The sequence below is a fragment of the Halioxenophilus aromaticivorans genome (assembly GCF_042850945.1).
Taxonomy (GTDB): domain Bacteria; phylum Pseudomonadota; class Gammaproteobacteria; order Pseudomonadales; family Cellvibrionaceae; genus Halioxenophilus; species Halioxenophilus aromaticivorans.
Genome location: NZ_AP031496.1, coordinates 1913493 through 1937196, shown reverse-complemented (window position 1 = coordinate 1937196; position 23704 = coordinate 1913493). Strand labels below are relative to the sequence as shown.

Annotated in this window: 18 protein-coding genes; 8 read left to right on the top strand and 10 right to left on the bottom strand. The window is 52.5% G+C overall.

The features are described 5' to 3' along the window. Nucleotides 1-122: 122 nt before the first annotated feature. The gene (locus ACGHM3_RS08385) at nt 123-1829 is read left to right on the top strand and encodes an acyl-CoA dehydrogenase (RefSeq protein ID WP_345418156.1); all 1707 of its coding nucleotides are present in this window, start codon (nt 123-125) and stop codon (nt 1827-1829) included. Nucleotides 1830-2002: 173 nt separating this feature from the next. Here ACGHM3_RS08385 and ACGHM3_RS08380 read toward each other — a convergent pair whose 3' ends face one another. The 9 genes from ACGHM3_RS08380 to xdhA all read right to left on the bottom strand — a co-directional run bounded on the left by ACGHM3_RS08380 (nt 2003) and on the right by xdhA (nt 12531). After that, complete coding sequence (locus ACGHM3_RS08380) at nt 2003-2584, bottom strand: Fe-Mn family superoxide dismutase (protein WP_345418153.1); 582 nt, start codon at nt 2582-2584, stop codon at nt 2003-2005. Nucleotides 2585-2766: 182 nt separating this feature from the next. Continuing rightward, nucleotides 2767-4284 (bottom strand): FMN-binding glutamate synthase family protein, encoded by a 1518-nt coding sequence (locus tag ACGHM3_RS08375; protein ID WP_345418150.1) that lies wholly within the window; start codon nt 4282-4284, stop codon nt 2767-2769. Nucleotides 4285-4364: 80 nt separating this feature from the next. Beyond that, a complete protein-coding gene (locus ACGHM3_RS08370) occupies nt 4365-5552 on the bottom strand; it encodes a urate hydroxylase PuuD (protein ID WP_345418147.1) in 1188 nt (395 codons plus the stop codon). Between the two features lie 54 nt (nt 5553-5606). Beyond that, nucleotides 5607-6917, bottom strand: a complete 1311-nt coding sequence (gene guaD, locus ACGHM3_RS08365) for a guanine deaminase (protein ID WP_345418144.1) — start codon at nt 6915-6917, stop codon at nt 5607-5609. Nucleotides 6918-6922: 5 nt separating this feature from the next. Further along, the gene (uraH, locus tag ACGHM3_RS08360; RefSeq protein WP_345418142.1) at nt 6923-7276 is read right to left on the bottom strand and encodes a hydroxyisourate hydrolase; all 354 of its coding nucleotides are present in this window, start codon (nt 7274-7276) and stop codon (nt 6923-6925) included. A 16-nt stretch (nt 7277-7292) separates the two neighbouring features. Continuing rightward, a complete protein-coding gene (uraD, locus tag ACGHM3_RS08355) occupies nt 7293-7814 on the bottom strand; it encodes a 2-oxo-4-hydroxy-4-carboxy-5-ureidoimidazoline decarboxylase (RefSeq protein ID WP_345418140.1) in 522 nt (173 codons plus the stop codon). 2 nt (nt 7815-7816) lie between these two features. Next, nucleotides 7817-8716 carry a xanthine dehydrogenase accessory protein XdhC gene (xdhC, locus tag ACGHM3_RS08350; RefSeq protein WP_345418136.1) on the bottom strand — a complete coding sequence of 300 codons (900 nt, stop codon included), beginning with the start codon at nt 8714-8716 and terminating at the stop codon, nt 7817-7819. Further along, on the bottom strand, nt 8709-11069 hold the full coding sequence (gene xdhB / locus ACGHM3_RS08345) for a xanthine dehydrogenase molybdopterin binding subunit (RefSeq protein WP_345418134.1): 2361 nt from the start codon (nt 11067-11069) through the stop codon (nt 8709-8711). Before xdhB ends, xdhC begins: the two co-directional genes overlap by 8 nt. Further along, nucleotides 11062-12531, bottom strand: a complete 1470-nt coding sequence (xdhA, locus tag ACGHM3_RS08340) for a xanthine dehydrogenase small subunit (protein WP_345418131.1) — start codon at nt 12529-12531, stop codon at nt 11062-11064. Before xdhA ends, xdhB begins: the two co-directional genes overlap by 8 nt. Before the next feature lie 511 nt (nt 12532-13042). Here xdhA and ACGHM3_RS08335 point away from each other — a divergent pair. Both ACGHM3_RS08335 and ACGHM3_RS08330 read left to right on the top strand, forming a co-directional pair. Next, nucleotides 13043-14362, top strand: a complete 1320-nt coding sequence (locus tag ACGHM3_RS08335; protein ID WP_345418128.1) for an NCS2 family permease — start codon at nt 13043-13045, stop codon at nt 14360-14362. A gap of 97 nt (nt 14363-14459) precedes the next feature. Further along, nucleotides 14460-15134 (top strand): TetR/AcrR family transcriptional regulator, encoded by a 675-nt coding sequence (locus tag ACGHM3_RS08330; RefSeq protein ID WP_345418125.1) that lies wholly within the window; start codon nt 14460-14462, stop codon nt 15132-15134. Between the two features lie 19 nt (nt 15135-15153). Here the strand turns inward: ACGHM3_RS08330 and lhgO are convergent, their stop codons facing one another. Next, on the bottom strand, nt 15154-16377 hold the full coding sequence (gene lhgO, locus ACGHM3_RS08325) for an L-2-hydroxyglutarate oxidase (RefSeq protein ID WP_345418123.1): 1224 nt from the start codon (nt 16375-16377) through the stop codon (nt 15154-15156). Between the two features lie 195 nt (nt 16378-16572). On the opposite strand from lhgO, the gene dld reads away from it, so the two are divergent. From dld to minC, 5 genes are all read left to right on the top strand, one after another. Then, nucleotides 16573-18276, top strand: coding sequence for a D-lactate dehydrogenase (dld, locus tag ACGHM3_RS08320; protein ID WP_345418120.1), 1704 nt, complete (start codon nt 16573-16575; stop codon nt 18274-18276). Between the two features lie 362 nt (nt 18277-18638). Then, nucleotides 18639-19364 carry a hypothetical protein gene (locus ACGHM3_RS08315; protein ID WP_345418117.1) on the top strand — a complete coding sequence of 242 codons (726 nt, stop codon included), beginning with the start codon at nt 18639-18641 and terminating at the stop codon, nt 19362-19364. A 26-nt stretch (nt 19365-19390) separates the two neighbouring features. Continuing rightward, entirely contained in the window at nt 19391-20398 is a 1008-nt protein-coding gene (locus ACGHM3_RS08310) for a DUF6976 family protein (protein ID WP_345418114.1), read from the top strand. 367 nt (nt 20399-20765) lie between these two features. Then, a complete protein-coding gene (locus ACGHM3_RS08305; RefSeq protein WP_345418111.1) occupies nt 20766-22448 on the top strand; it encodes a carbon starvation protein A in 1683 nt (560 codons plus the stop codon). Between the two features lie 396 nt (nt 22449-22844). Further along, nucleotides 22845-23666 (top strand): septum site-determining protein MinC, encoded by an 822-nt coding sequence (gene minC / locus ACGHM3_RS08300; RefSeq protein ID WP_345418108.1) that lies wholly within the window; start codon nt 22845-22847, stop codon nt 23664-23666. Nucleotides 23667-23704: the final 38 nt, after the last annotated feature.

The window sequence follows — 23704 nt, the reverse complement described above, 5'->3', positions numbered from 1 at the left end:
TAACAGCAGGAACTGTAAAGGCTGGTACAAATCTATAATTACTGGGTTTGAGATAGATCACAGCACCCAGAGATCTCCAACTTAAAATAACAGTTATAACCTACGTCTTTCGGGGTCATCCTATGACAATATATCGCGCGCCAGAAAAAGAGTTTTTATTCCTACTGGAACATATTTGTAATTATTCTGACATCGCCCAACAACCGGGTTTTGAAGATGCCAGTTTGGAGATGGTGGCTGAGCTATTACCCGAGGCGGCCAAGTTCTTTGAGCAAGAGATCGCCCCCAGCAACCACCCCAGCGACCAACAGGGTAGCCATGTTGAAAACGGCACGGTCACGGTGCCCGATGTGATAAATGCCCTACACCCTCAGCTGGTGGAATCCGGCTGGCTGACTTTGGCCAGTAAAACCCAATACGGCGGTTCTGGCTTCCCCAACCTTGTGGGCCTTACCGTAAATGAAATGCTGCAATCCAGTAACGTTGCCTACAGCTTGCTGAGTTTGCTCACCCAAGGCGTGATACACGCCCTGGATTTATATGGCAGCGACGAGCAAAAGCAAACCTACTTGGGCAATTTGGTGACTGGGCAGTGGTCTGGCACCATGAACCTCACCGAAGGCAATGCCGGCAGCGATCTGGGTAACGTTAAAACCAAGGCTGTGCGCAACGGCGACCACTATCTTATTAGTGGTCAAAAAATTTACATCACCTGGGGTGACCAGGAACTGTCCGAAAACATCATTCACCTAGTACTGGCACGCACGCCGGATGCACCAGAAGGCACCAAAGGCATCTCTATGTTTATTGTGCCCAAATACTTGCTGGATGCCGATGGCAACCCCGGCCAGCGCAACGATGTGCAAACGGTCTCCACGGAGCATAAGCTGGGCATCCACGCCAGCCCCACCTGCGTTATGCAGTACGGCGATAACGGCGGTGCCGTGGGCTACTTGGTCGGCGAGGAAAACAAAGGCCTGATGTACATGTTTGCCATGATGAACCAGGCCCGGTTGGCCGTGGGCCACCAAGGTGTTGCTGTGGCTGAGCGAGCCTATCAACAAGCGTTGGGCTACGCTAAGGATCGGGTGCAAGGCAGCGTGGACGGCAAGCCGGCCGCCATCATCGCCCATCCGGACGTAAAACGAATGCTGCTGACCATGCGCGCACTGACCGAAGCCAGCCGCGCGCTGTCATTTTACGCCATCGCCTGCCAAGACCGCGGCCAGCAAACCCTACTGGATGTAACCACGCCGCTGGTAAAAGCCTGGTGCACTGAAGTGGCCATGGAATCCACCTCACTTGGGGTTCAAGTGCACGGCGGCATGGGCTTTGTGGAGGAAACTGGCGCCGCCCAACACCTGCGAGATTGCCGTATTTTCCCCATCTACGAAGGCACTAACGGGATTCAGGCCTTGGATTTTATTGGCCGCAAGTGTTTGCGCGATGGCGGCAGCGGCGTGCAACAACTGCTGGCGGAAATGCAGCAGTTGGCTGGCGATTGCAGCCAATGGCCGCAGTTGCAGACGGCGCTAAGCCAGTGTGAGGATGCCTTGGCCTGGGTGCTGTCTAACCCCAAAGCGAGCCCCGCCGTGGCGTTTGATTTTATGATGCTGTATGCGTCCACCCTCGCCGGCTGCCTAATGGCGACCAGCCACCGTAAGGCCAAAGCAGTGTGCGACGAACACAGTGGGGATAGCTTTTATACCCGCAAAACAACAACCTGCGCGTTTTATTTAGCCAATTTACTGCCCCGCAGCCACACATACTTTACCGGCGTTACTGCCAGTGCTGAATTAGGCGGCGACGAGCTATGGTTGGCAGAATAGTTTACCCCTGCCGCCCGGGTAGGTGGGCAACTATGCCTGGGCAGCATGCAGAAAACAGAGCGAGAACTAGCTAGAAAGCAGGCGGGAATGGTTGCCAGAAATGAGCTAAAGATGTTCTTAAGAAGAAATGACAGACAAAAAAAGGCCGCAGATGCGGCCATTTTTAACTGGGATTAACCTAGGTTCTTGGCAACGAATTCCCAGTTTACCAATTTCCAGAAGGCTTCCATGTAGTTTGGACGAGAGTTACGGTAATCGATGTAGTAGGCATGCTCCCACACGTCAACGGTCAACAAAGCGGTTACGTCTTCGTTGGTCAGCGGGCAACCAGCGTTGCTGGTGTTTAAAATATCCAGGCTACCGTCGGATTTTTTCACCAACCAAGTCCAGCCAGAACCAAAGTTGTTGGCGGCTTCGGTGCTGAATACTTCTTTGAAGTTTGCGAAAGAGTCCCACTTGGCGTTGATGGCGTCGGCCAGTGCACCAGTAGGCTCGCCACCACCGTTAGGGCTTAGGCAGTGCCAGTAGAAGGTGTGGTTCCAAATCTGAGCAGCGTTGTTAAACATGCCACCAGAGGAGGTTTTGATGATTTCTTCCAGGCTCTTAGAGGCGTTCTCGGTGCCTTCTACCAAGCCATTCAACTTAGTTACGTAGGTTTGGTGGTGCTTGCCGTAGTGGAAATCCAGGGTTTCTTCAGAGATATGAGGGGCCAGTGCGTCTTTAGCGTAGGGCAAAGGGGGCAGTTCGAAAGCCATTGTCTCGTTCCTTATCAGTTTGGTTAATCACAGGTGTATAATTTTTTGGTTGTTGCACTACACGTTGGGGCAAGCTAGCAAGTTTCAACCCCAAGCGAAGCTTTGTGTACGGTTTATGACTCTTTCCTAGACCGGTTTGTTCAATCATCCACAAACCGGGCCAAAGGTAAACACTCTGCCAGTTAATTCGTCTGCGACCGGGCAATAATGTTGGGGTACAGGTCGGTTACAGGCTCAGGCATGCCTGTTTCGTTGATTATTTGTACATGATCCCGATTGAGCATCCTTGGGTCATCAGCACCACAGGAGTGCGCAATAACACCCACCTCTTTAGTAAGGTTTTTGGCGTAATGCATTACGCGTTCCGATTTATTCTCAACATCCAGGCCTTGCTGTAGGTCTTCATCGTGGGTGGTTATCCCGGTTGGGCAAGTGTTTTTGTTGCATTGAAGGGCTTGAATACACCCCAGGGAGAACAGAAAACCCCGCGCGGACACCACATAATCGGCGCCCATGGCCAAGGCCCAGGCTACTTTACCCGGGTTGACCAACTTACCAGACACTATCAGTTTGATACGCGGTTTTAAGTTGTACTGCGTGAGCTTATCCGCCACTTTGGGAAGGCTGGCATCAATGGGCAGGCCCATGTAATCCATTAAACTTTGCGGCGCGGCTCCGGTGCCGCCATCGGCGCTGTCTAAGGTAATAAAGTCCGGCGCATACTCAAGGCCTTTTTGCTCAATAAGAGAAGCCATTTCATCCAACCAACCGGCACTGCCCAACACCAGTTTAAAGCCGGTTGGCTTCCCGGTTAAGGTACGAATGCGATGCACCATGGTAAGCAAATCGTCCAAGCTGCGAATATCAACGTGGCCGTTGGGGCTGTTGGAGTCCTGGCCTTCGGGAATATCCCGGGTGCGCGCGATCTCGGCGGTAACCTTTTTACCCGGCAGCATGCCCCCTTTGCCCGGCTTAGCCCCCTGGCTGAGTTTGATTTCAAACATTTTAACTTGATCGTGGGCGGCAATTTTTAGCAGCTTGTCTTGGTTTAAACGCCCTTGGCTGTCTTGCACACCGTATTTGGCGGTTCCGATCTGAAACACCAAATCACAGTTACCCTCGAGGTGGAATTTTGATAACCCGCCCTCGCCTGTGTTTAACCAAATGCCGGCCTTGGCCGCCCCAAAGGACAGTGCACGCACCGCTGGCGCACCCAGTGCACCGTAGCTCATACCGGAAACATTGAAAAACGATTTAGCGGAAAACGGCTTTTCTGCGTAGCCTTCACCAATCACCACATGCTTGGGTTTAACATGATCCTCAGACAGTGTTGGGAATAAACCATTGAGGAAAATTACATCGCCGGGCTGATTCAAAGGCCGGGTAGAACCGAAGGCTACGGTACCGTCGATATTTTTAGCAGCGCGATAGACCCAACTGCGCTGGGCCCGGTTAAACGGCAGCTCTTCGCGGTCCAAGGCAAAGAAATACTGGCGAAAGAACTCGCCCAAGTGCTCAAAAAAGTACCGGAACCGGCCAATCACCGGATAGTTGCGACGTATGGTGTGGCTGCGTTGGCGCACATCGACAATGTACATATAGCACACCACCAATATGCTCACCCCAACCACAACAACAAACAGAATGGCAATAAATGCCATGACTTCGACGGTAAATTTCGTCAGGGGTAAGGTTTCCATCAGGCGCTCGCTCTCTTAGGGTCGATCTTTTTAGCAGCGCATTCTAGCCCAGCTGTGTGACAAATGCAGGGCTTGAAACCTTACTGTTGCAGCCATACTCCCAGAGCGTGACGTTGTTGCTCGGTCATACCGGTGAGATTACCCAGGGGCATGTATTGGCTTTGCACCGCCACCGCCATGATGCGCTCTTGCCAGGCCTTGGTTTGCTTGGGTGTTTCCAATATCACCCCGGCCGGCGGCGCCAGAAAGCCAGGACTGGTGGGCTGTGCCGCATGGCAACCCATGCAGTGCTCCGCCACAATGGCCATGGCATCGGCATCGCTCACCCGCAAGTCGCCTTTGGCGGATGCAACCGGTTTAAAGGCCGTCATTTGAGCGGCGACCACCACGGCTATCAAACACACAACAGACACCACCAAAATGCTGGGTTTGGTGATGCCCTGGTTGCGCAAATTAAAAAAGTGCCGAGCGTAGGCACTGATTAAAGCCACCGCGATCACCAACAACCACCCCCAGGGATGGCTGTACAGAATTGGGTAGTGGTTGGAGATCATCAACATGATCACCGGTAGAGTTAAATAGTTGTTGTGGGTAGAGCGCAGCTTGGCAAAGGCGGCTTTGGCCTCCGGCGGAGGCTGGCCCGCCTCTATGGCTTTAACAAAGGCTTTTTGCGCCGGCACTATGCCAAAGAACACGTTGCCACTCATGATGGTGCCAATGGCCGCCCCCACGTGTAACGCCGCAGCCCGTGGCGCAAACAACGCAAAGGCGATGTAGCTGGAGACTAACAAAAACACCGCCATGGTGACTGCAAACACCGGCCCTTTGTTAACCAGCGGGGTGCGGATAAGCCCCTCATAGGCGGCCAAATTTGCCAATAAAAACGCGATGCCAGCGGCAACGGCCAAGCCGGGGCTATTGATGAGCCCATCGCCGGCCAATAAATAACTGCTGGTCTGGCTGTAGTACACCACGGAAATCAGTAAAAACCCGGTTAGCCACGTGGTGTAGGATTCCCATTTAACCCAGTGCAAGGTTTGCGGCATTTGCGCTGGCGCCACCTGATATTTTTGCAGCTCGTAAATACCGCCGCCGTGGATGACCCAAACATCACCTTTAATGCCTTTATCGGCCTTCCACTGGGGCGGCTTACGCAAATTGTTATCGATCCACACGTATTTTAATGACGAGCCAATCCAAGCGATGGCGGCCAATACGTGCAGCCAACGAAATATCAAACTAATCCAATCTAAAATATACGCGCTCACGGCTGGCCCTTGTGGTAAATCATAATCAGTAAAATGTTGCAGCGCTCGCTGACGCTAAGCGCTATAGGCTTGCTGCCCGGCGATGTAGGTGTGCTGAATTAATCGATCGTCGCCCAGGGTCATCATGACAAACAGTTTTTCCCACAGCGTTTTGCATTGCTGAACTCGATAATCCACCAGCGGTACTGAACTGCTATTGAGCACAATAAAGTCGGCGGTTTTGCCTGCCTCAAAGTTGCCAATAGTGTCGTCCAACATTAGAGCCTTTGCATTGCCGAGGGTTAACCAATAAAAGGCCTCGTAGGGATGCAATGCTAAACCGCGCAGCTGGGCCACTTTATAGGCTTCGTTTAGGGTCACCAGTTGGCATAGGCTGGTGCCGGCGCCAACATCCGTGGCCAAACTAACGCTGACACCGTGCTGCCTGGCCGTGGCTAAATCGAACAAGCCGCTGCCCAAAAATAAGTTGGAGGTTGGGCAAAAAGCGATGCCCGAGCCAGTATCGGCAAGCCGCTGCCACTCCTCTTCGCTGAGGTGAATACCGTGGCCAAACACACTGGTGGGCCCCAGCAGGCCAAATTTATCGTAAACGTCCAAGTAGTGTTTGTTATCGGGAAATAAATCCCGCACCCAGGCCAACTCCGCCGTGTTCTCAGATAGATGCGTTTGCATGTAAACACCCGGGTTATCTGCCAGCAGCTTACCGGCTAGGCGCATTTGTTCCGGCGTGGATGTGGGTGCAAACCGGGGCGTAACAACGTATTTTTGTCGGCCCTGATTATGCCAACCATCGATGAGCTGTTGGCTTTGTTCATAACCGGATTGCGCGGTATCTTGCAACGCTTGGGGAGCGTTACGATCCATTAATACCTTGCCGGCTATCATGCAGGTGTTGAGTGCTTGCGACGCGGTAAAAAAGGCCTCCACGGATTGTGGATGCACCGTGCAATACACCATGGCGGTGGTTGTGCCCCCGGCCAACAATTGCTGTAAAAACAACGCCGCCGCGGCATCCGCGTATTCGCGCTGGGCAAAGCGCATTTCCGCGGGGAAAGTATAGTTATTCAGCCAATCCAGTAATTGCTCGCCAAAGCACCCTATCACGTCTACCTGTGGGTAGTGCACGTGGCTATCGATAAAACCCGGCATAATCAGCGAATCTGGGAATTCCACTAAACTCGCGCCGAGGTCTGCCACCTGGGGCAGTAAGTCTTGACTGTTGCCGAGCTGGTGCACTTTGCCATCGGCCAAAATTAATACGCCGTCTTGAAAATACTCAACACCTTCGCCCTGGGCATTGGGTGACTCGGTGAAGTGCAAAATACTGCTGCGGTAAGCGGTGAATGTTGTTGCTGAAGAATTCATTAAGGTTAGGTACCGCGATAGGTGGAATAACCGTGGGCCGATAGCAACAGCGGCACATGGTAATGTTCCTGGGGCTTAGCAACGTAAAAGCGAATGTTTACCTCGGGATAAAAACTGGCCACGCCCAGTTGTTTAAAATAAGCATCGGTGGCAAACACCAATTGGTACATGCCCGTGGCTAGCGTGAGCGGTTGTTGCCATTGCTCCACTCGGCCATCGCTGTTGGTTTGGCCCTGATTAACCACCGTCCAACTGCCTTGATGTAATTGCGACAATTCAACACTAACGCCAACCGCTGGCTTGCCGCGCTCGGTGTCTAATATATGCGTCGTTATCGGCGCACGGGCTAAAGCGTTCATAGTATTCCTAGGGGTTTTAAATCACGCGTTGGGATAACCGCAGCTCAGAAATTTTGGCTTGCTCCGCCGCGCCGGTGGCCAGCTCTTGGCCACGAGAATTGCTTAATCGCTGTTGCAGCAGACCGAGCATTTCACGAGCGGACTTACCGGAGGCACACACCACAAAAATAAAACCGTTCTTTTCGAAGTAGCGGTTATTGTCTTCAAATAACTGCTCTATAACCGCCCTACTGGCACTGGCCACTTGGCCTTGCTCTTTGGCGGCGGCACTGTATTTTTTTTCCATGGCCGATAAATCCCCAATGCGGGCATGGCCTGTGAAAGACTCTAGGATTTCTTCCTCCGTGGGGTTTTGCCAGTAATCCGCGGCGGCACCTAATAGGCTAGGCACCGTTGCATAGGGCCGAGCGCTGTCCATATCTTGTGCCCATCGCTGGCAATGGCAAATCGAGAGGAAAAACGCGCAGGCTTGCTCCCCCGTTAGGGCGTTTAATTGTGCAAGCGTTAGGGTTGTATTTTCCGCTGAGGCGTTAGACACAACTAGCGCACCTCTTGGTCGTTATCTAACTGAGTTTTGCGGCTGGAATTTTCAGGTTCACTGGCCAATGCATCCTTGAGCTCACGCCAGGCCAGTCCGCGTCGGTCGTGCCGATGTTGGCTGTGCAGTTGTCGCCGAGCCACCAGCTGTGCACTGATGGAAACCGCCACTTCGATGGGCAGTTTGCCCGGTACTTCCGGCAGGCCAATGGGGCACACCCAACGCTGCAAATCACTTTCGTTTAACCCAGTTTTAAGCAGGCGTTGCTCAAACCGCTTGGCCTTGGTGTTGGAACCAATGCAACCCACAAAAGGAATATCCGGTCGCTCCAACGCCACTTTACACAATTCAAAATCCAGGGCGTGATCGTGGGTGAGGATAATCACTTCGGTGGCCGCCGGCAGCTCTAAAATAGTATCCACTGGGTCTTCGAAATAGCCCAATTCGACATTACTGCCTTCAGGAATTAACGATCGATCTAGGGCGAAATCAAACCGGTTGTCCAACCACAGAATTTTTGCCGGCATACGCGCCAAAATGGGAATCAACTGCTGGGCAACGTGGCCGGCACCGAACACCGCCAAGCGCCAATCGGCAGGCGCAAAGGCTTCCAGCATCACGCTCACGTGGCCACCACAACACTGCTTAGCTTCGGCGGCTAAGGGAAACGGCCGCATATCAACGCCCACTTCACCATCTTGCAGCCGCTGGCGAGCAGCCTGCGTAACCAGATACTCCAATTGGCCGCCGCCTATCGTGTCGTAGCAGTGCTCGGCGGTGACCACCATTTTGGCACCGGGCTCACGCGGAGTGGAACCCGAGGTGCCCAGCACCGTCACCAGTACATAGGCTTCGCCGATTTCATGGCAGTTCGCCACGGCCATATACCAGGGCTTATTCATGATTTTGCTCCTGTAAAAACTGTTGCGCTGCGCCAACGGCAGCGAGAACTTTCTCCGCCGTGGCCGGTGCATCCAAACGCGGACAGCAGCGGTACTCGGCCACAGCGGCGCAGGCATCGGACAATGCAGCCCATACCGACAATGCCAGCATAAGTGGCGGCTCGCCCACCGCCTTAGAGTTTAAAACCGTGCTCTCCGGATTGGCGCTTTCGTACAGTGCGACGTTAAACTCTGCCGGCACATCAAAGGCCGTGGGGATTTTGTAATTGGCTGGGCTGTTGGAAATAACTCGGCCGCGGTCATCCCACAGTAATTCTTCGCTGGTCAGCCAGCCCATCCCCTGAATAAACCCACCTTCCACCTGGCCGATGTCGATGGCCGGGTTAAGCGAGCGGCCCACGTCGTGCAAAATATCAGCCCTCAGCACTTTGTATTCGCCGGTTAAGCAGTCGATCAGCACCTCACTGCAGGCAGCACCATTGGCAAAATAGAAGAAGGGCTGACCCTGGCCAGTAGCGCGGTCGTAATGAATTTTGGGGGTTTTGTAAAAGCCGTGGGCCATCAGCGGCACCCGGCTCATGTAGGCTAAGCGGCATAACTCGGCAAAAGCTAAGGACTCCTCGCCCAGGGTGACGGTATCGTTACTAAATACAATTTTAGAGGCTTCTATACCGTAGCAGTCACAGGCCCACTGCACTAAATTGTGTTTGATTTCTTCACAGGCATTGAGCGCGGCAAAACCATTAAGATCGGTGCCGGATGACGCCGCCGTGGGTGAAGAGTTGGCGACTTTATCGGTGCGGGTGGCCGTCACTTGCACCCGCTGGCTGCTCACACCAAAAACGCTGGCCACTATTTGCGCCACTTTGGTGTACAGGCCCTGCCCCATTTCGGTACCACCGTGGTTAACCAAAATAGTGCCGTCGGTATACACATGAACCAAGGCGCTGGCTTGGTTTAAGTGTTTGGAGGTAAACGAAATTCCGAATTTAACCGGCGTTAGTGCCAAGCCCTTTTTTAAATACGGGTTGTGCTGATTAAACGCCGCCACCGCTTCCCTACGCTGCCAATAATCGCTGCTGGTTTCTAACCGGCTGACGATATCGGTAAGCACCAACTGCTCTACTTTTTGGCCGTAGTGCGTGGTGTCTGCGCCCGGGCGATATAAATTGCGCTTGCGTACGGCGAGCGGGTCTTGGCCTGTGGCGCGGGCGATATTTTCCATTACAGTTTCAATGGCCAACATACCCTTGGGGCCACCGAAGCCTCGGAATGCCGTATTCGATACCGTATGGGTTCGTGGCGCCAAGCCGGTAACCTTGGCGGCATTTAAGCTGTAACCGTTATCGGCATGAAACATGGCCCGGTCCACAATGCCCTGGGATAAATCCGCCGAGCAACCGCACAAGCCTGCCAATGTTAAATCAATGCCTAGGATATCGCCCTGGGAGGTAAAACCGACATCGTATTGAAAACCAAAATCGTGTCGTTTGCCGGTGCGCTCCATATCAGCGCGGCGCGGCATGCGATATTTCACAGGCCGCTGTAAATCATTGGCGGCCAGAGCTGCGGAACACGCCAACACCGCCGCTTGAGATTCTTTGCCACCAAATCCGCCGCCCATGCGGCGCACTTCTGCGGTAACTAGGTGGCTGCCGATATGCAGCACCTCGGCCACCAACTTTTGCACTTCGGTGGGGTGCTGGCTGGAGGTATGAATATGAACGCCGCCGTCCTCCGTGGGCCAGGCCATACTGATTTGGCCTTCCAAGTAAAAGTGCTCCTGGCCACCGATGTAACCTTCGCCTTGCAGCCGTTGTTCGGCATTAGCGATGGCTGGGCCATAATCGCCGCGTTGCATAACGTGCTGGGGCACCACACTGTGGCCAGAATCCAGGCCCTGCTGCAATCGAATGTTGGGCGTGAGTGGTTGGTAATCGATGTTTGCCAGAGCCACCGCTGCCTGCGCCTGCTCGTAGGTTTCGGCCACCACCAAAAATAGGGGTTGGCCCACAAATTGGGTTTCGTCCACAGCCAGTAGCGGATCGCCGGTAAACACCGGGGCAACGTCGATTTCTCCTGGGATATCCTGATGGGTGTACGCTGCCACCACACCGGGGCAGGCCAATACCGCCGTTAAATCAACCTTAAGTATTTTGGCATAGGCATGGGCGCTACCGCCGGCGGCCATGTGCAGTGTGCCCGGTAATTCGGGAATATCGTCTACGTACTGGGCTTTGCCAGTAACGTGTTTAACGGCGCTTTCGTGGATGCCAGGTTTGCCCAGGTCACTGGTGTTGGCCTTGGCAATTCGCTGGGTTGGTAATGGGTCATAGGGTTTAACGTTACGCATTTTGCCCCCCAAACACTTGTTGGGTTCGCCGGGTTGCAGCGGGCTGCCACACGCTAACCGCTTGCGCTTGGCTCTCCAGCCAGGCTTTATGCAGACAATTTTTCGCCACCTGTAAGCGGTAATCGGCTGAGGCGCGCACATCGCTTAGTGGCGTAAATTCCTGCGCTACACATTGAGCCGCAGCCAGTACTGTTTGTTCACAGGCCGGCTGACCAAGCATGGCTTGCTCTGCTGCCAGAGCCCGTTTAGGAATGGCCGCCATGCCCCCATAGGCGATTTTCACTGCGCTAAATTTGCCATCAGCAATGTGCCAACGCACCACTAAAAGCACCGCCGATATATCATCTTCGTAACGTTTACTGATTTTATAGGCGCGCACAAAGTCGGCTGTGGGTAGGTCAAACTCTACCTGGCGAATATATTCGCCGGGCTGCAGCAGTGTTTGTTTGTAATCGACAAAAAAATCCGCCAAGGCTACGCGCCGCTGAGCCTGGGTACTGGCCAACACGAGCTCGGCATTTAACGTTAATAAAAACGGCGGCGTATCACCGATGGGAGACGCATTGGCAATGTTACCCACCAAGGTGGCTTGGTTGCGGATTTGCCGAGAACCTAAGCGGTGCAATAGATCCACAAAGGCCGGGAAGGAATCTTTTAATTGAGTTTCGAGCTGGGCATAGGTCACCGCACACCCTACTGTGACCCGCCCCTCGCTCTGGCTAATTGAATTCAAACCAGCAACCTGCGAAATTCCCACCAATTGCGGTAACGATTTAAAGTTTTGCGTTTGCTCCAGCATGAGATCGGTGCCGCCGGCGATGATTCTTGCCATGGGATTTTGTGCCAGTAAGTCTTGTAGCTGTTGCTCGTTGGTAGGTAGGTGGCAAAACTGCTGCTGCTTTGTGAGAGACGCCTGGGCTAGACCCTGCGCCGGCGGGGCTGCGCTTTGGTATTGGGCTTGATTGCTAGGGTAACTGTGGCTCAGCAGACCGGCGTCAACGATGGGGCGGTAACCGGTACAACGGCACAAATTCCCTGAAATCGCATCGATAACCTGGGCCTCGGTAAGCTCTGCTTGCGGGTTTTGATCACCGGCCACTGCCAGCGACATCACAAACCCAGGCGTGCAAAAACCGCATTGTGAAGCATGCACATCCACCATAGCCTGCTGCACTGGGTGCAAGTGGTGAGGATCACTCTGATCGGCTAACCCCTCCACGGTAACCAGATGGCGCCCATGGGCGCTGGCCAGCAGAGTGATGCAACTATTAATGGCCCGATATCGCCATTCCCCGTCGAGATACTCACCCAGCATTACGGTGCAAGCGCCGCAGTCACCGGATGCACAACCCTCTTTGGTACCCATCTGCCCCACGTTAGTGCGCAGGTAGCGCAGAATGGTCATGGATGGCTCAACCTGAGATTCAGAGCGCCAGGTTCCGTTGAGGCAAAAGTGTATCAAGCAGTGCTTTCCTTATGATCTATGTGGGCATAACCAGGGGCCACCAACAGTATGCAGTAGCCACAAGGCAGATTTAAGTCGAGATTATCGGACTGTGCCCAAATTGGGCTTCGGCCATGGCCTGCATAATGCAATCCCCTGACCAATTAGACAAGTTTTTAGCCAGCTGAGTTAAGAATCAAGATCACTGATTACAAGGTGTTGTATTTTTGGCTAAAAAATTGCAAAAATATCTGTTGATTTGGTCAGCTTTTGACCAGCAGCCAATTGCGGCCCGCGTTAAACTGTTTACAGGGTGGGTTGTTGCGTCAACGCCGGAGTAGCCTAGGTGGTTGCTCAATTGAGGCAGAAATTACCGCGTTATGCAAATACCCGCACTGAGTGCTGCACCGCGCTGAAACGCTCTATGGGGAAAACAAGCATTGCTTCGTTTTGCATTTGTAGGCACAGCAATCATCTATTCACTTCATTAGTGCCACTAAGGCCACCTTTTAACGAGTTAAGGACAGCCATGCTGGATTCATTTTTTAAACTGCAAGAACACAAAACCAGCGTGAAAGCCGAAGTCATCGCCGGCTTAACCACCTTCGCCGCTATGTCCTATGTGCTTATTGTTAACCCAGGCATCCTGGGTGCCAGCGGTATGCCCACCGCGGGCTTAATCACAGTAACAGCATTGGCCGCCAGTTTTGGCACACTGTTGATGGCGCTATTTACCAACTACCCTATTGCACTGGCACCGGGTATGGGTTTAAACGCATTTTTCGCTTTTACTGTGTGCCTAACCCGAGAGATTCCCTGGCAAGGCGCGCTGGGGCTGGTGTTTTGGAATGGCATATTATTTTTATTGCTTTCCGTTACCGGTGTAAGAACCAAAATTGCCGAGGCCATTCCCCACGCGCTTAAGGTCGGCGTGCAGTGCGGTATTGGATTGTTCATCGCGTTTATTGGTTTGCAGAACGCGGGCCTAGTGGCAGATAACCCAGCCACACTGGTTACCCTAGGCGATTTATCCCAGCCATCTGCGCTGCTCGCCTTAGCCGGCATTATTTTTACCGCGGTACTGCTGATATTGCGAGTTAACGCCGGGATTGTTTTGTCGGTCCTGGTGATTACGGTTATCGGTTTCTTTATTCCCACCAACGACGGCATGCTCACCAAGGTGCCCGATGCCGTGGTGGGTCTGCCCAACGGTATCGGCGATACCTTTATGGCCATGGATTTAATGTACCCGTTCAAGCATTTTGCGGACACCTGGGATATCGTGTTTGCCATGGTCTTCGTCAACATGTTTGACACCATCGGCACGCTACTGGGCGTATCCCGCCGCGCCGGCCTACTCGACAACAACGGCAAACTGCCAAAGATGGGCGGCGCCATGACCGCCGACGCCGCCGCCAGTGTGGCTGGCGCAGCCTTGGGCACCTCGCCGGTAACCTCCTACGTCGAATCCGCCGCGGGTATTTCTGCCGGTGGCCGTACCGGCCTCACCGGAGTCGTCGTGGCTCTGTGTTTTATTTTAGCGTTGTTCTTAACACCGCTGATGGAAGTCATTCCCATGATGGCCACCACCCCCGCCCTGGTGATGGTGGGTATTTTGATGATGGACTCGTTCCGCCAAATCGACTTTGACGATCTTGCGTCCATGGCCACGGCGGTGGTGGCACTGATGGCCATGCCGCTAACCTTCAGCATTTCCGAAGGTATCGCCCTGGGCTTTATCGTTTACGTGGGAATTAAATTGGGCACCGGAAAATACCGTGAGGTCAGTAAAATAACCTACGTTTTGGCGGCAATTTTTGTCGCCCGTTATGTTTTTGACTTAAAGTAATGACAGACTGACTTGAATCGAATTGGTAAGTGAGTGTCTCAACTCTGGCAAGTATAAGCCTACGCCAACTCGTGTTTTGAACGAGAAGGAAACGCACGTGAAAAAGTACAAACCAGGAAAAATACGCGAACGCAACGAGGAAGTTATCCTGAAAGCGGCAGAGCAAGAGTTTGTGCTCAATGGATTCAAAGGCACCAGCGTGCAGGCGATCGCCAACCGCGCGGGCTTGCCCAAAGCCAATATCCACTATTATTTCAAAAACAAAAACAACCTCTACAAGGCCGTGTTGGAATACATCACGCAGTTGTGGAATGAGGTTTTATCGGATATCTCCGCCGATGACGACCCCGCTGAGGTGCTGCACGAATTTATTCGCACCAAGGTAGAATTATCCTACACTCACCCCCGCGCCTCTAAGTTGTTTGCCATGGAAATCATCCAGGGCGCGCCGCATATTCGTGAATATATACGCATGGATATGCGGCAGTGGGTACGCTCTAAAACGCGTGTTTTCGATGAATGGATTGCTGCCGGAAAAATGGACCCAATCGACCCGGTGCACCTAATTTTTATGATATGGGCAACCACTCAGCACTACGCCGACTTTGAAACCCAAGTACTAACGCTGATGAACCGCGCTGAATACGAGCGAGAGGACATAGAGCACATCACCAATATGGTCAGCCACGTTATTTTAAAGGGCTGTGGCTTACAACCGCTGCAAGCCCTAGCCACTTCTGATATGGCAAGCAGCACCGTGACAACGCCATAAGCCAAAACCCACTCCTAATCTAAGCTTCGATCTGCTGGGCTAACTGATCAACCAAATACTCAGCTATTGGAAAGGCAGAGGTCGCCGCCGGCGATGGCGCATTGCACACATGCAAACTGCGTTTGGTTCTGGCGAATAAAAAGTCGTGCACTAGTGAACCATCGTCCAACACTGCTTGCGCCCGAATCCCCACCGGCTCTGGCATTAAATCGTTTAGTGTTAACTCGGGGCAGTACTTTTGCACCCGGTTTAAATACCCTCGCTTAAACCAAGAATCTTTAAACTCCTGCCAACCACTTGACCAATGCTGCTTTATCAGTGGCCAGGTGCCGGCAAAATTTAAAATGTCCTTGCAGTCCTTGGCACTTATATTGAGTTGGCCGTAGCCCTCGCGTTTAAAACCCAACACAGCGTTGGGCCCCACGGTAATGCCGCCATCAATGGTTTTAGTTAAATGCACGCCCAAAAATGGTAGTTCCGGGTCTGGAATGGGATAAATTAAATGGTTGATAAGCCCCGCCCGCCCGGCTGGCAACCGGTAGTATTCCCCGCGAAAAGGCACAATACGAAATTCTCGCTGTGAGTCGCCATCCAGGCGTGCGCCCATGGCACTGGCGATGCGGTCGGCCTGGAGGCCGGCACAGGCGATTAAATAACTGGCCTGCACCTCACCTTTTGGCCCGGCTAACACCACGCTAGTGCCGGTTTCACTGAGCTTTTGTACCGGCCAATGGGTACGCAACTCGCCCCCAGCGGTAACAAACTGCTGTGCCAAACGCTGGCAAATCAGGCGGTAATCCACAATACCCGTGCTCGGAACCCAAATCGCACCCACACCAGCAATGTGGGGTTCGCGCTGGCGTAACTCCTGGGCACTCAACGGCTGCACTTCAATACCATTTTCGGCACAGCGAGTGAGTAAAGCCGACATGCGCTGCTGCTCTAGCTCGTTGGTAGCCACCAGCAACTTGCCGCACAGCTCCACGGCAATGCCTTCGCGCTGACAGAAATCCTTGGTGGCCTGAGCCCCCCGGCGGCAGAAATCGGCTTTTAAGCTGCCCGGTGCGTAGTAAACACCCGCGTGTATCACACCACTGTTGCGACCGGTTTGATGCCGAGCCAGCTCGCTTTCTTTTTCCACCAATACGATACGCGCATTGGCGTGACATTGTTGCAACTGGCGGGCGGTCGCCAAACCAACGATACCGCCACCGATAACGGCAAAATCAAAATCGTTACTCACAAAAGCATCCTTATTAGATATTCGTACTCTCTCACCCAGAGGCAAAACCAGGCCCATAAGCGGGCCACAAGCGCGCACTTTTTAACCAATCCTTTCCCGAAAACCCAGTTTCCGGTAAAGTCGCGCTCCTGCGCAGCGTTTGCCGCCCAGTGCGTAGCCTGCCTGCCCCCATTAGCTGTATATGACGAGAGTTGCATGGCCTTAACACCTGAACAAAACCAACTAATCGACACCCTAGTCTCCATTGCCGGGCGAAACTATGTATTCACCGACAAGGGCAAAATGCAAGCTTACACCAATGGCTTCAGGTTTGGCTCCGGTGAGGCGCTGGCAGTGGTGCGTGCGGGTACTTTATTGGAAATTTGGCAGGCGTTAACGGCCTGTTTCGCAGCCGATGTGGCGGTTATTATGCAAGCCGCAAATACCGGTTTAACCGGCGGCTCTACCCCGGATGGTAAAGACTACGACCGCCCCCTGGTCATCATCAGCACGATGCGTATTGATCAGATTCAACTCATTGACGACGCCAAACAGATCATCGGCTTGGCCGGCAGCACGTTATTTGGCCTCGAAGAAACCCTGGCGCCCCACGGCCGAGAGCCACATTCGGTCATTGGCTCCTCTTGCATTGGCGCATCCATTGTTGGCGGCATCTGCAACAACTCCGGTGGAGCACTGGTGCGCCGTGGCCCGGCCTACACCGAATTGTCGCTCTACGCCCAAATGGATGCTAACGGCGAGCTGTCTTTAGTGAATAATTTGGGCATTGATCTGGGTACCACTCCGGAGCAAATTCTTACCAACCTGCAGCAACAAAACTACAGCACTCAGGACGTCCACTTCCCAGATAAAAAAGCCTCCGACCACGAATACCAAACCCGTGTACGCGACGTCGACGCAGATACCCCATCGCGTTTTAATGCCGACAGCCGCCGATTGTACGAGGCCTCGGGCTGTGCCGGTAAAGTTGCGGTATTCGCCGTGCGTATCGACACCTATCCCATCGCTAAAAAGAAACAGATTTTCTACGTCGGCGCCAATGAAGCCAGTACCTTCGCCATCATTCGGCGCGATATCCTGTCGCAATTTAAAAACCTACCGGCCTCCGGCGAATACCTGCACCGTGATTGCTATGACGTCAGCAAGCAGTACGGCAAGGATATGTTTTTTGTTATCGATAAATTTGGCCCCAACACCATCCCCAAATTATTTTCGCTAAAGCGCACGGTGGATCGTATCGCCGACAAGATATCCTTTTTGCCAAAGAAAATGTCAGACCGTTTGATGCAATACGCCAGCGCATTGTTGCCTAACCACCTGCCCAAGCGCATGGAACAATTCCGCGACACCTACCAGCATCATTGGATTTTAGAAACCGAAGATGACGGCGTGGAAGAAACCCGCCAGTATTTGGATACGTTATTTGCCAATAACGAAGGCGGCTACTTTGAATGTACCGAAAAAGAAGGCGCGCAAGCCCTTTTGCATCGTTTTGTCACCGGTGGAGCCATTGGCCGCAGCCACATTATGAATGGCCGCAAAAACGGCGCCATGATGACCATCGACGTTGCATTCCCGCGTAATGAACGCGATTGGTTTGAAACACTGCCCCCCGAAATCGACGATAAGATCGCTAACAAATGGTATTACGGCCATTTGTTTTGCCACGTAATGCACCAAAATTACATCGTTAAAAAAGGTGTAGACGCCAAGCTGCTAAAACAGCAAATCCTGGCAACCTTCGACCAGCGTGGCGCCGAATACCCAGCCGAGCACAATGTCGGCCACGAATACGCAGCCAAGCCGCCACTGCGCGAGTTTTACAAAAAGTTAGACCCAACCAACAGCTTTAACCCCGGTATTGGTAAGACCAGCAAGCTGAAAGACTGGGCGGAGTAAACTTACGCCGCCGGCAGAGCATCCCAGCGGCGATGCTCTGCTGTTCTAAACCTAGCATCTTTAAGCCTAGTAATTATAAACCTAGCATCTCCAAACCTAGCGACTCCAAACCTAGTAACCCTAAACCTAAAAACAAGCAGCACACCTAGTCTCATAACGCCGGCCCGCGCATGCCCTACCGTTGCAGGCAGTAGCTTCTGTATTTGGTACTACCAGCCGAGTACCCCTCCCTCTTTAGTCTTAAAACAGCGCTAACTCACTGCCCCCAAAAAATTACTATGCTAGGGTGATAAAAGCGCCAACGCACGGATTGCAATACCACCGATTGAGCGCCCAAAACCAATAATAATTAAGGTGTAACCATGAAAGATATCGACCTGTGCAAGAGTGCACTCGGCGTTCACCCACCCTGGTCCGTAGAAAAAGTCCGAGTTGATGCCAAGGGGCGGCGTGTGGATGTGTGGTTGGGGCAACAATCCAACAGCGGTTTACTCAGGGCTGCCAGCAAAGCCTTTTCACAACAAAACTGGATTTCCTGGCGACATTTAAATATGTTTCAGCACCACGTGTTTATCCACGCCCACCGCAACGACGATATTCAGCAAAAAAATGTTCAGTGGCTGGGCCAGCCGGGATTGAATTTAACACGAGCCATGGCCAAGCAAGTGGTTAAAATGTTGAGTGAAGGCACCAGCTACAGCGCGGTTTGCTCTTTACTGGAGTTACAACTGAGTGACATCTGGCCCATTAAACGCGCCCTGGATGAAGGCCGCTTAACGCTGGGCGGAAAAAAGGTTGAAGTTAAAAACAGCAAAGCTGGCAGCCCCACTCCACTCCTTCACGCGCAAGCGGATGATGGCCTACCGACCATTGATGACCAGGTGTGGGAAAAAATTGCCGCTGGCGTTCTAGATGTGCACATCAAACCCCTGGCACTGAAGCTTCTCATCGCCAAAATTCGTGGTCAGCTGGTAAATATTGACGAAAAAGAAGGCCGCCAAGTTAAACTCAACGAAGTGCGGCGTTACTTTGTTAAGCATCGCCAAAAATTGAGCGGTGAAATTCAACACTTAAAAGCCATTGCCTAAAATTTCACTACGCTTAAGGATTTAACGTGGAGCCTTTGAATTTCCCTCCTGGAGGTACGCTAGTCAGCGTTGAACGCGCTCAGCAATTAATACTGCAAGGCCATTGCCTGTGTATAGCCGGCGCCGGGCATTTGCTGGAACAACTACCTAAAGGCGTGTGGATTGCCGGTAGTATTCCTTATTTTATGGCTCAGCGTGGCGGAGAAACCAACTCAGAACAGTTACTTATTACCGAAATTAAACATTTTTTGGGTGTGCCCAAAATCGCGTTTTATAGCGCACAAGAAATTCAAAACATCGCCAAAGACGCCCCCGAAAACGGGTTTTCCATCGTTATTATTCCGGCCGGCAGTAGCGTACACGAAGAGTACGCCCGCAACGCACCAAATTACGAAGACATGTACATGAAGCCTATTCTCGGCTGGGTAAGCGGTGTGCATTTAGACCACTTGGGCAAGCAACTGCCCAGCGTCGCCAACGGCGATATTGGCGAAAGCAGCCAACGCCAAGCGGTGGTGATGCACGTAGAACTGCCCCCGGATTACAGCGCAGAGATTAACACCACCAATCTATTCACCCAGGGTGACGGGCCAGTTTTTCAGTTCCCACAGGCGGGATTCCATGCCAGTCAGTGCAGTGTGGATAACGACAAGACGGTGAACTTGGCTGAGTACATACAGCAAAACAATATTGATATTCGCTTGCCTTTGGTGGCCGATTACTGCGGTATGTTGGTCAATATAAGCATCAGAGAAGTGGGCGAATCCACGGTGACTTTCTACGCCCCGGTATTTGACGGCGTTGACTATCGTTTTGCCCGGCCTTTGGACGACTACCAAAGCCAATTCCAACAGCAGTTACCGGCCAATACCGACAGTATTCAGTTTTCCTGCAACTGCATCTTGAACTACGTTTACTGCGAGCTGGAAAACAAAGACATTGCCATTAAAGGGCCTATGACCTTTGGCGAAATAGCCTATCAACTACTGAACCAGACCATGGTTTATCTCACGGTTGATAATACCCTAGAATAAACCTCTCGCTGTCATAGCTAAACTCGCGCACACCCAGCGGTTATTGAACTCCTAACGCCAGGCTCGGTCACATTTTAAATATTTCTCTCTCGCCTAAAGCAGCACGTTTGCATTGGGCAGGTTTGAAATAACACAGAGTGTTTTTATTGTGCGCCTATCCAACGGCTTGCGTTATTCAATTAAGCAATCCACTAGCATCGATTTGGACGAAGCAAAAGATGAAGTTGATTGTTGCACTACTTCTGTGTTTCCCTTTTATTCGATGAGCTGTTGACCCTTACGCTCGTCTTTATTCAATAGTATCCAATGGCCACGTGCCCGCGGTTCGCACCGAGCTGAACAACCACTATAAGAACAGGGTTAAATCATGCAATCTATCGCCATCGTTATCATGGGCATCATCGGGATGCTGTTCGGTTGGTTTGTCTATTCTCGCTTCATCGCCAGTAAAATTTTTCGCCTTGATGAAAACTTCACTACCCCGGCGCACGAATTCACCGATGGCGTGGACTATGTGCCCACCAATAAAGTGGTGCTGTGGGGCCACCACTTTACATCCGTGGCTGGGGCAGCGCCCATCGTAGGGCCCGCCATTGCTGTATATTGGGGCTGGGTGCCGGCGGTTTTGTGGGTGGTGTTCGGCACCATATTCTTTGCCGGCGTGCATGATATGGGGGCGCTGTGGGCTAGTAACCGGTACAAGGGTAAGTCCATGGGGGCGCTGTCCGAGGATGTTATCGGCAGCCGAACTCGCAGCTTGTTCATGATTGTCATCTTTCTCGTGCTGCTGATGGTTAACGCGGTTTTTGGTGTGGTTATCGCCAAATCCTTCGTCAGCCAACCCAACGCGGTTTTCCCGGCGTGGACAGCCATTGTGGTTGCCCTAATCATCGGCCAGCTGTTGCGCAGAAACTTTAGCCTAGTGCCGCTGTGTATTGTCGGCATTATCGTGCTCTATGCCTCGGTCTACGCCGGCAGCTACCTGCCCATCAGCTTACCAGACTCCCTATTCGGTCTTACCGCCAACGCAAACTGGATCGTCATCCTATTTGTCTACGCCGCCATTGCCTCATTGTTACCGGTGTGGATGCTGCTTCAACCGCGCGACTTTATCAATGGCATGCAGTTACTGGTGGGCCTGTTTTTGCTCTACGGTGCGGTGTTCCTATCCATGCCAGACATCACCGCCCCCGCCTTTAACACCCAGCAGGCACTGGATACGCCCTCCATTATCCCCCTGCTGTTTGTCACCATTGCCTGTGGCGCGGTTTCTGGCTTCCACGGCATTGTCGCCTCCGGTACCAGCTCTAAACAGCTCAACAAAGAGACCGATGCCCGCTTTGTTGGCTACTTAGGCGCGGTGGGTGAAGGCTCCTTGGCATTAATTACGATTGTTGCTGTTAGTGGTGTCGCCCTGGCGGCAACGCCCGAGGAATGGCACGAGGTGTACAGCCATTTAGGTGATGGCAGTGTTGCGGCATTTATCACCGGCGGAGCTAAACTGATTGAAAACGGTTGGGGCCTTTCCGTGGACTTTTCCTCCACCATTTTGGCGGTGATGGTAGTGCTCTTTGCGGGCACCACCATGGATTCCGGTGTTCGTCTACAGCGCTACATCATCCAAGAATGGGGCGATATCTACAATTTGTCAGCGCTCAAAAATGGCACCCTGGCGACGTTTATCGCCGTTGGCTGCTGTTTGTTATTGGCGTTTGGTGCGGGTGGCTCATCCGGCAGTGGCGGTATGATCATTTGGCCACTGTTTGGCTCTACCAACCAAATTCTGGCCAGTTTAACGCTGCTGGTGATTTCGGTAATGCTCATCAAAATGCACCGCCCAGCTATTTACACCCTGATTCCCATGTCCTTTGTGCTGGTAATGGCCTTTTTCGCCGGCATCATCAAATTAAAAGAGTACTTCCTCGCGGAAAATTACCTGCTGGTTTTTCTCGACGCTATTGTGCTAATTGTTAGCGTTTTGGTGATGCTGGAGGCCTGGTCGGTGATTGCCAAATTTAAGCAGCAGGCGCTGCCCAAGCAAGACGACTAACCTGCCGGCCATAGCAACAACGATAGCAACAACAATAGCAACAACAATAGCAACAGCACCTGCGACACCCAGCGTGGCAGGTGCTAACCAGTCGAGCGGCCGCGACTTGTTTGTTGTCTTCTAACTCTTCCCAAGTAATTAAAATAAAAATCAAAGCGACATTTACGGTGGGTCACTGAGTGGAGCACAGTAAAATTCCGCCTAATTTTTATACACCCCTTCTTAAAAAAAAGAAAAGCCAACGAGCCAAGCAATTCCCTTAGCCCCCGCACTGTCAAACCGATATACTGCGAGTATCACAATTTGGGGCTCCGGGCCGAAATCCTGCTTGAACGAGGTTGATTAAAAAGCTATAAAAGCCCGTTTTAAAAGCGCAATAGAGACGCACACGACATAATGGCAACCGACCAACAAACCGAATCCTCGTCTGCCCAGCAAAGCGCGAGTTTTCGCCTTAAAGCTGGGCTATTTCCTTTAACGTTAGTAGAAGTTTTGCGCCTGGATCGTGTAATTTTTGAACAAGACCTAAAAGAAAAAGTGGCCCAAGCGCCGGCCTTTTTCCAGCAAACGGCTGTGATTCTCAGCTTCGATGAGCAATGCACTGGCGATATGCCTCTGGCCGAACTCATTGAAGTTAGCCGTCATTACGGACTTATCCCAGTGGTTATGCGCGGTGGTAAAAAATCGCTGCAACAAGAGGCGCTGGCCTGCGGCCTTGCCCTTATGCCCGAGGGCAAAAACAAAGCCACCAAACTCGAAGAAATCAACACCAGCCCAGAGCCTGTTGCCGCTGAACCAAAGGTATCCCCTGAGCCTGAGCCCGAACCTGCCGAATCAGACGCTGATGCTGTGCCAATGCTCACCGATGCAATCATCCCACCCAGCAACCCCAACCGCGTAATCACCCGGCCCATACGTTCCGGCCAGCAGGTCTACAGCAAGGGTGGCGATCTAATTGTGTTGGCGGCGGTGTCTGCCGGTGCGGAAATCCTAGCGGATGGCAACATCCACGTTTATGGCCCCCTGCGCGGCAGAGCCCTCGCTGGTGTACAGGGCGATGAAAACGCGCGCATCTTTTGCCATAGCCTAGAAGCTGAGCTGATTTCCATAGCCGGTGATTTTCAGATCTCAGAAGACTTACGCGGTAAGTGGTGGAAAAAAGCGGTGCAAATTAGCCGCACAGGTGATCAATCATTAAAAATCCAAGAATTGAGTTAGGCACTGCCCTGATTCCTGAGACACAAATTTAACGGCTC

Bases quoted from the DNA above. Each gene is read 5' to 3' on its own strand.
- ACGHM3_RS08335 (WP_345418128.1), top strand. From the start codon at position 13,043: ATGCTGGATTCATTTTTTAAACTGCAAGAACACAAAACCAGCGTGAAA.
- xdhC (WP_345418136.1), bottom strand. From the start codon at position 8,716: ATGAATAAGCCCTGGTATATGGCCGTGGCGAACTGCCATGAAATCGGC.
- ACGHM3_RS08375 (WP_345418150.1), bottom strand. From the start codon at position 4,284: ATGGAAACCTTACCCCTGACGAAATTTACCGTCGAAGTCATGGCATTT.
- dld (WP_345418120.1), top strand. From the start codon at position 16,573: ATGGCCTTAACACCTGAACAAAACCAACTAATCGACACCCTAGTCTCC.
- minC (WP_345418108.1), top strand. From the start codon at position 22,845: ATGGCAACCGACCAACAAACCGAATCCTCGTCTGCCCAGCAAAGCGCG.
- uraH (WP_345418142.1), bottom strand. From the start codon at position 7,276: ATGAACGCTTTAGCCCGTGCGCCGATAACGACGCATATATTAGACACC.
- ACGHM3_RS08315 (WP_345418117.1), top strand. From the start codon at position 18,639: ATGAAAGATATCGACCTGTGCAAGAGTGCACTCGGCGTTCACCCACCC.
- ACGHM3_RS08380 (WP_345418153.1), bottom strand. From the start codon at position 2,584: ATGGCTTTCGAACTGCCCCCTTTGCCCTACGCTAAAGACGCACTGGCC.
- xdhB (WP_345418134.1), bottom strand. From the start codon at position 11,069: ATGCGTAACGTTAAACCCTATGACCCATTACCAACCCAGCGAATTGCC.
- ACGHM3_RS08385 (WP_345418156.1), top strand. From the start codon at position 123: ATGACAATATATCGCGCGCCAGAAAAAGAGTTTTTATTCCTACTGGAA.
- ACGHM3_RS08305 (WP_345418111.1), top strand. From the start codon at position 20,766: ATGCAATCTATCGCCATCGTTATCATGGGCATCATCGGGATGCTGTTC.
- guaD (WP_345418144.1), bottom strand. From the start codon at position 6,917: ATGAATTCTTCAGCAACAACATTCACCGCTTACCGCAGCAGTATTTTG.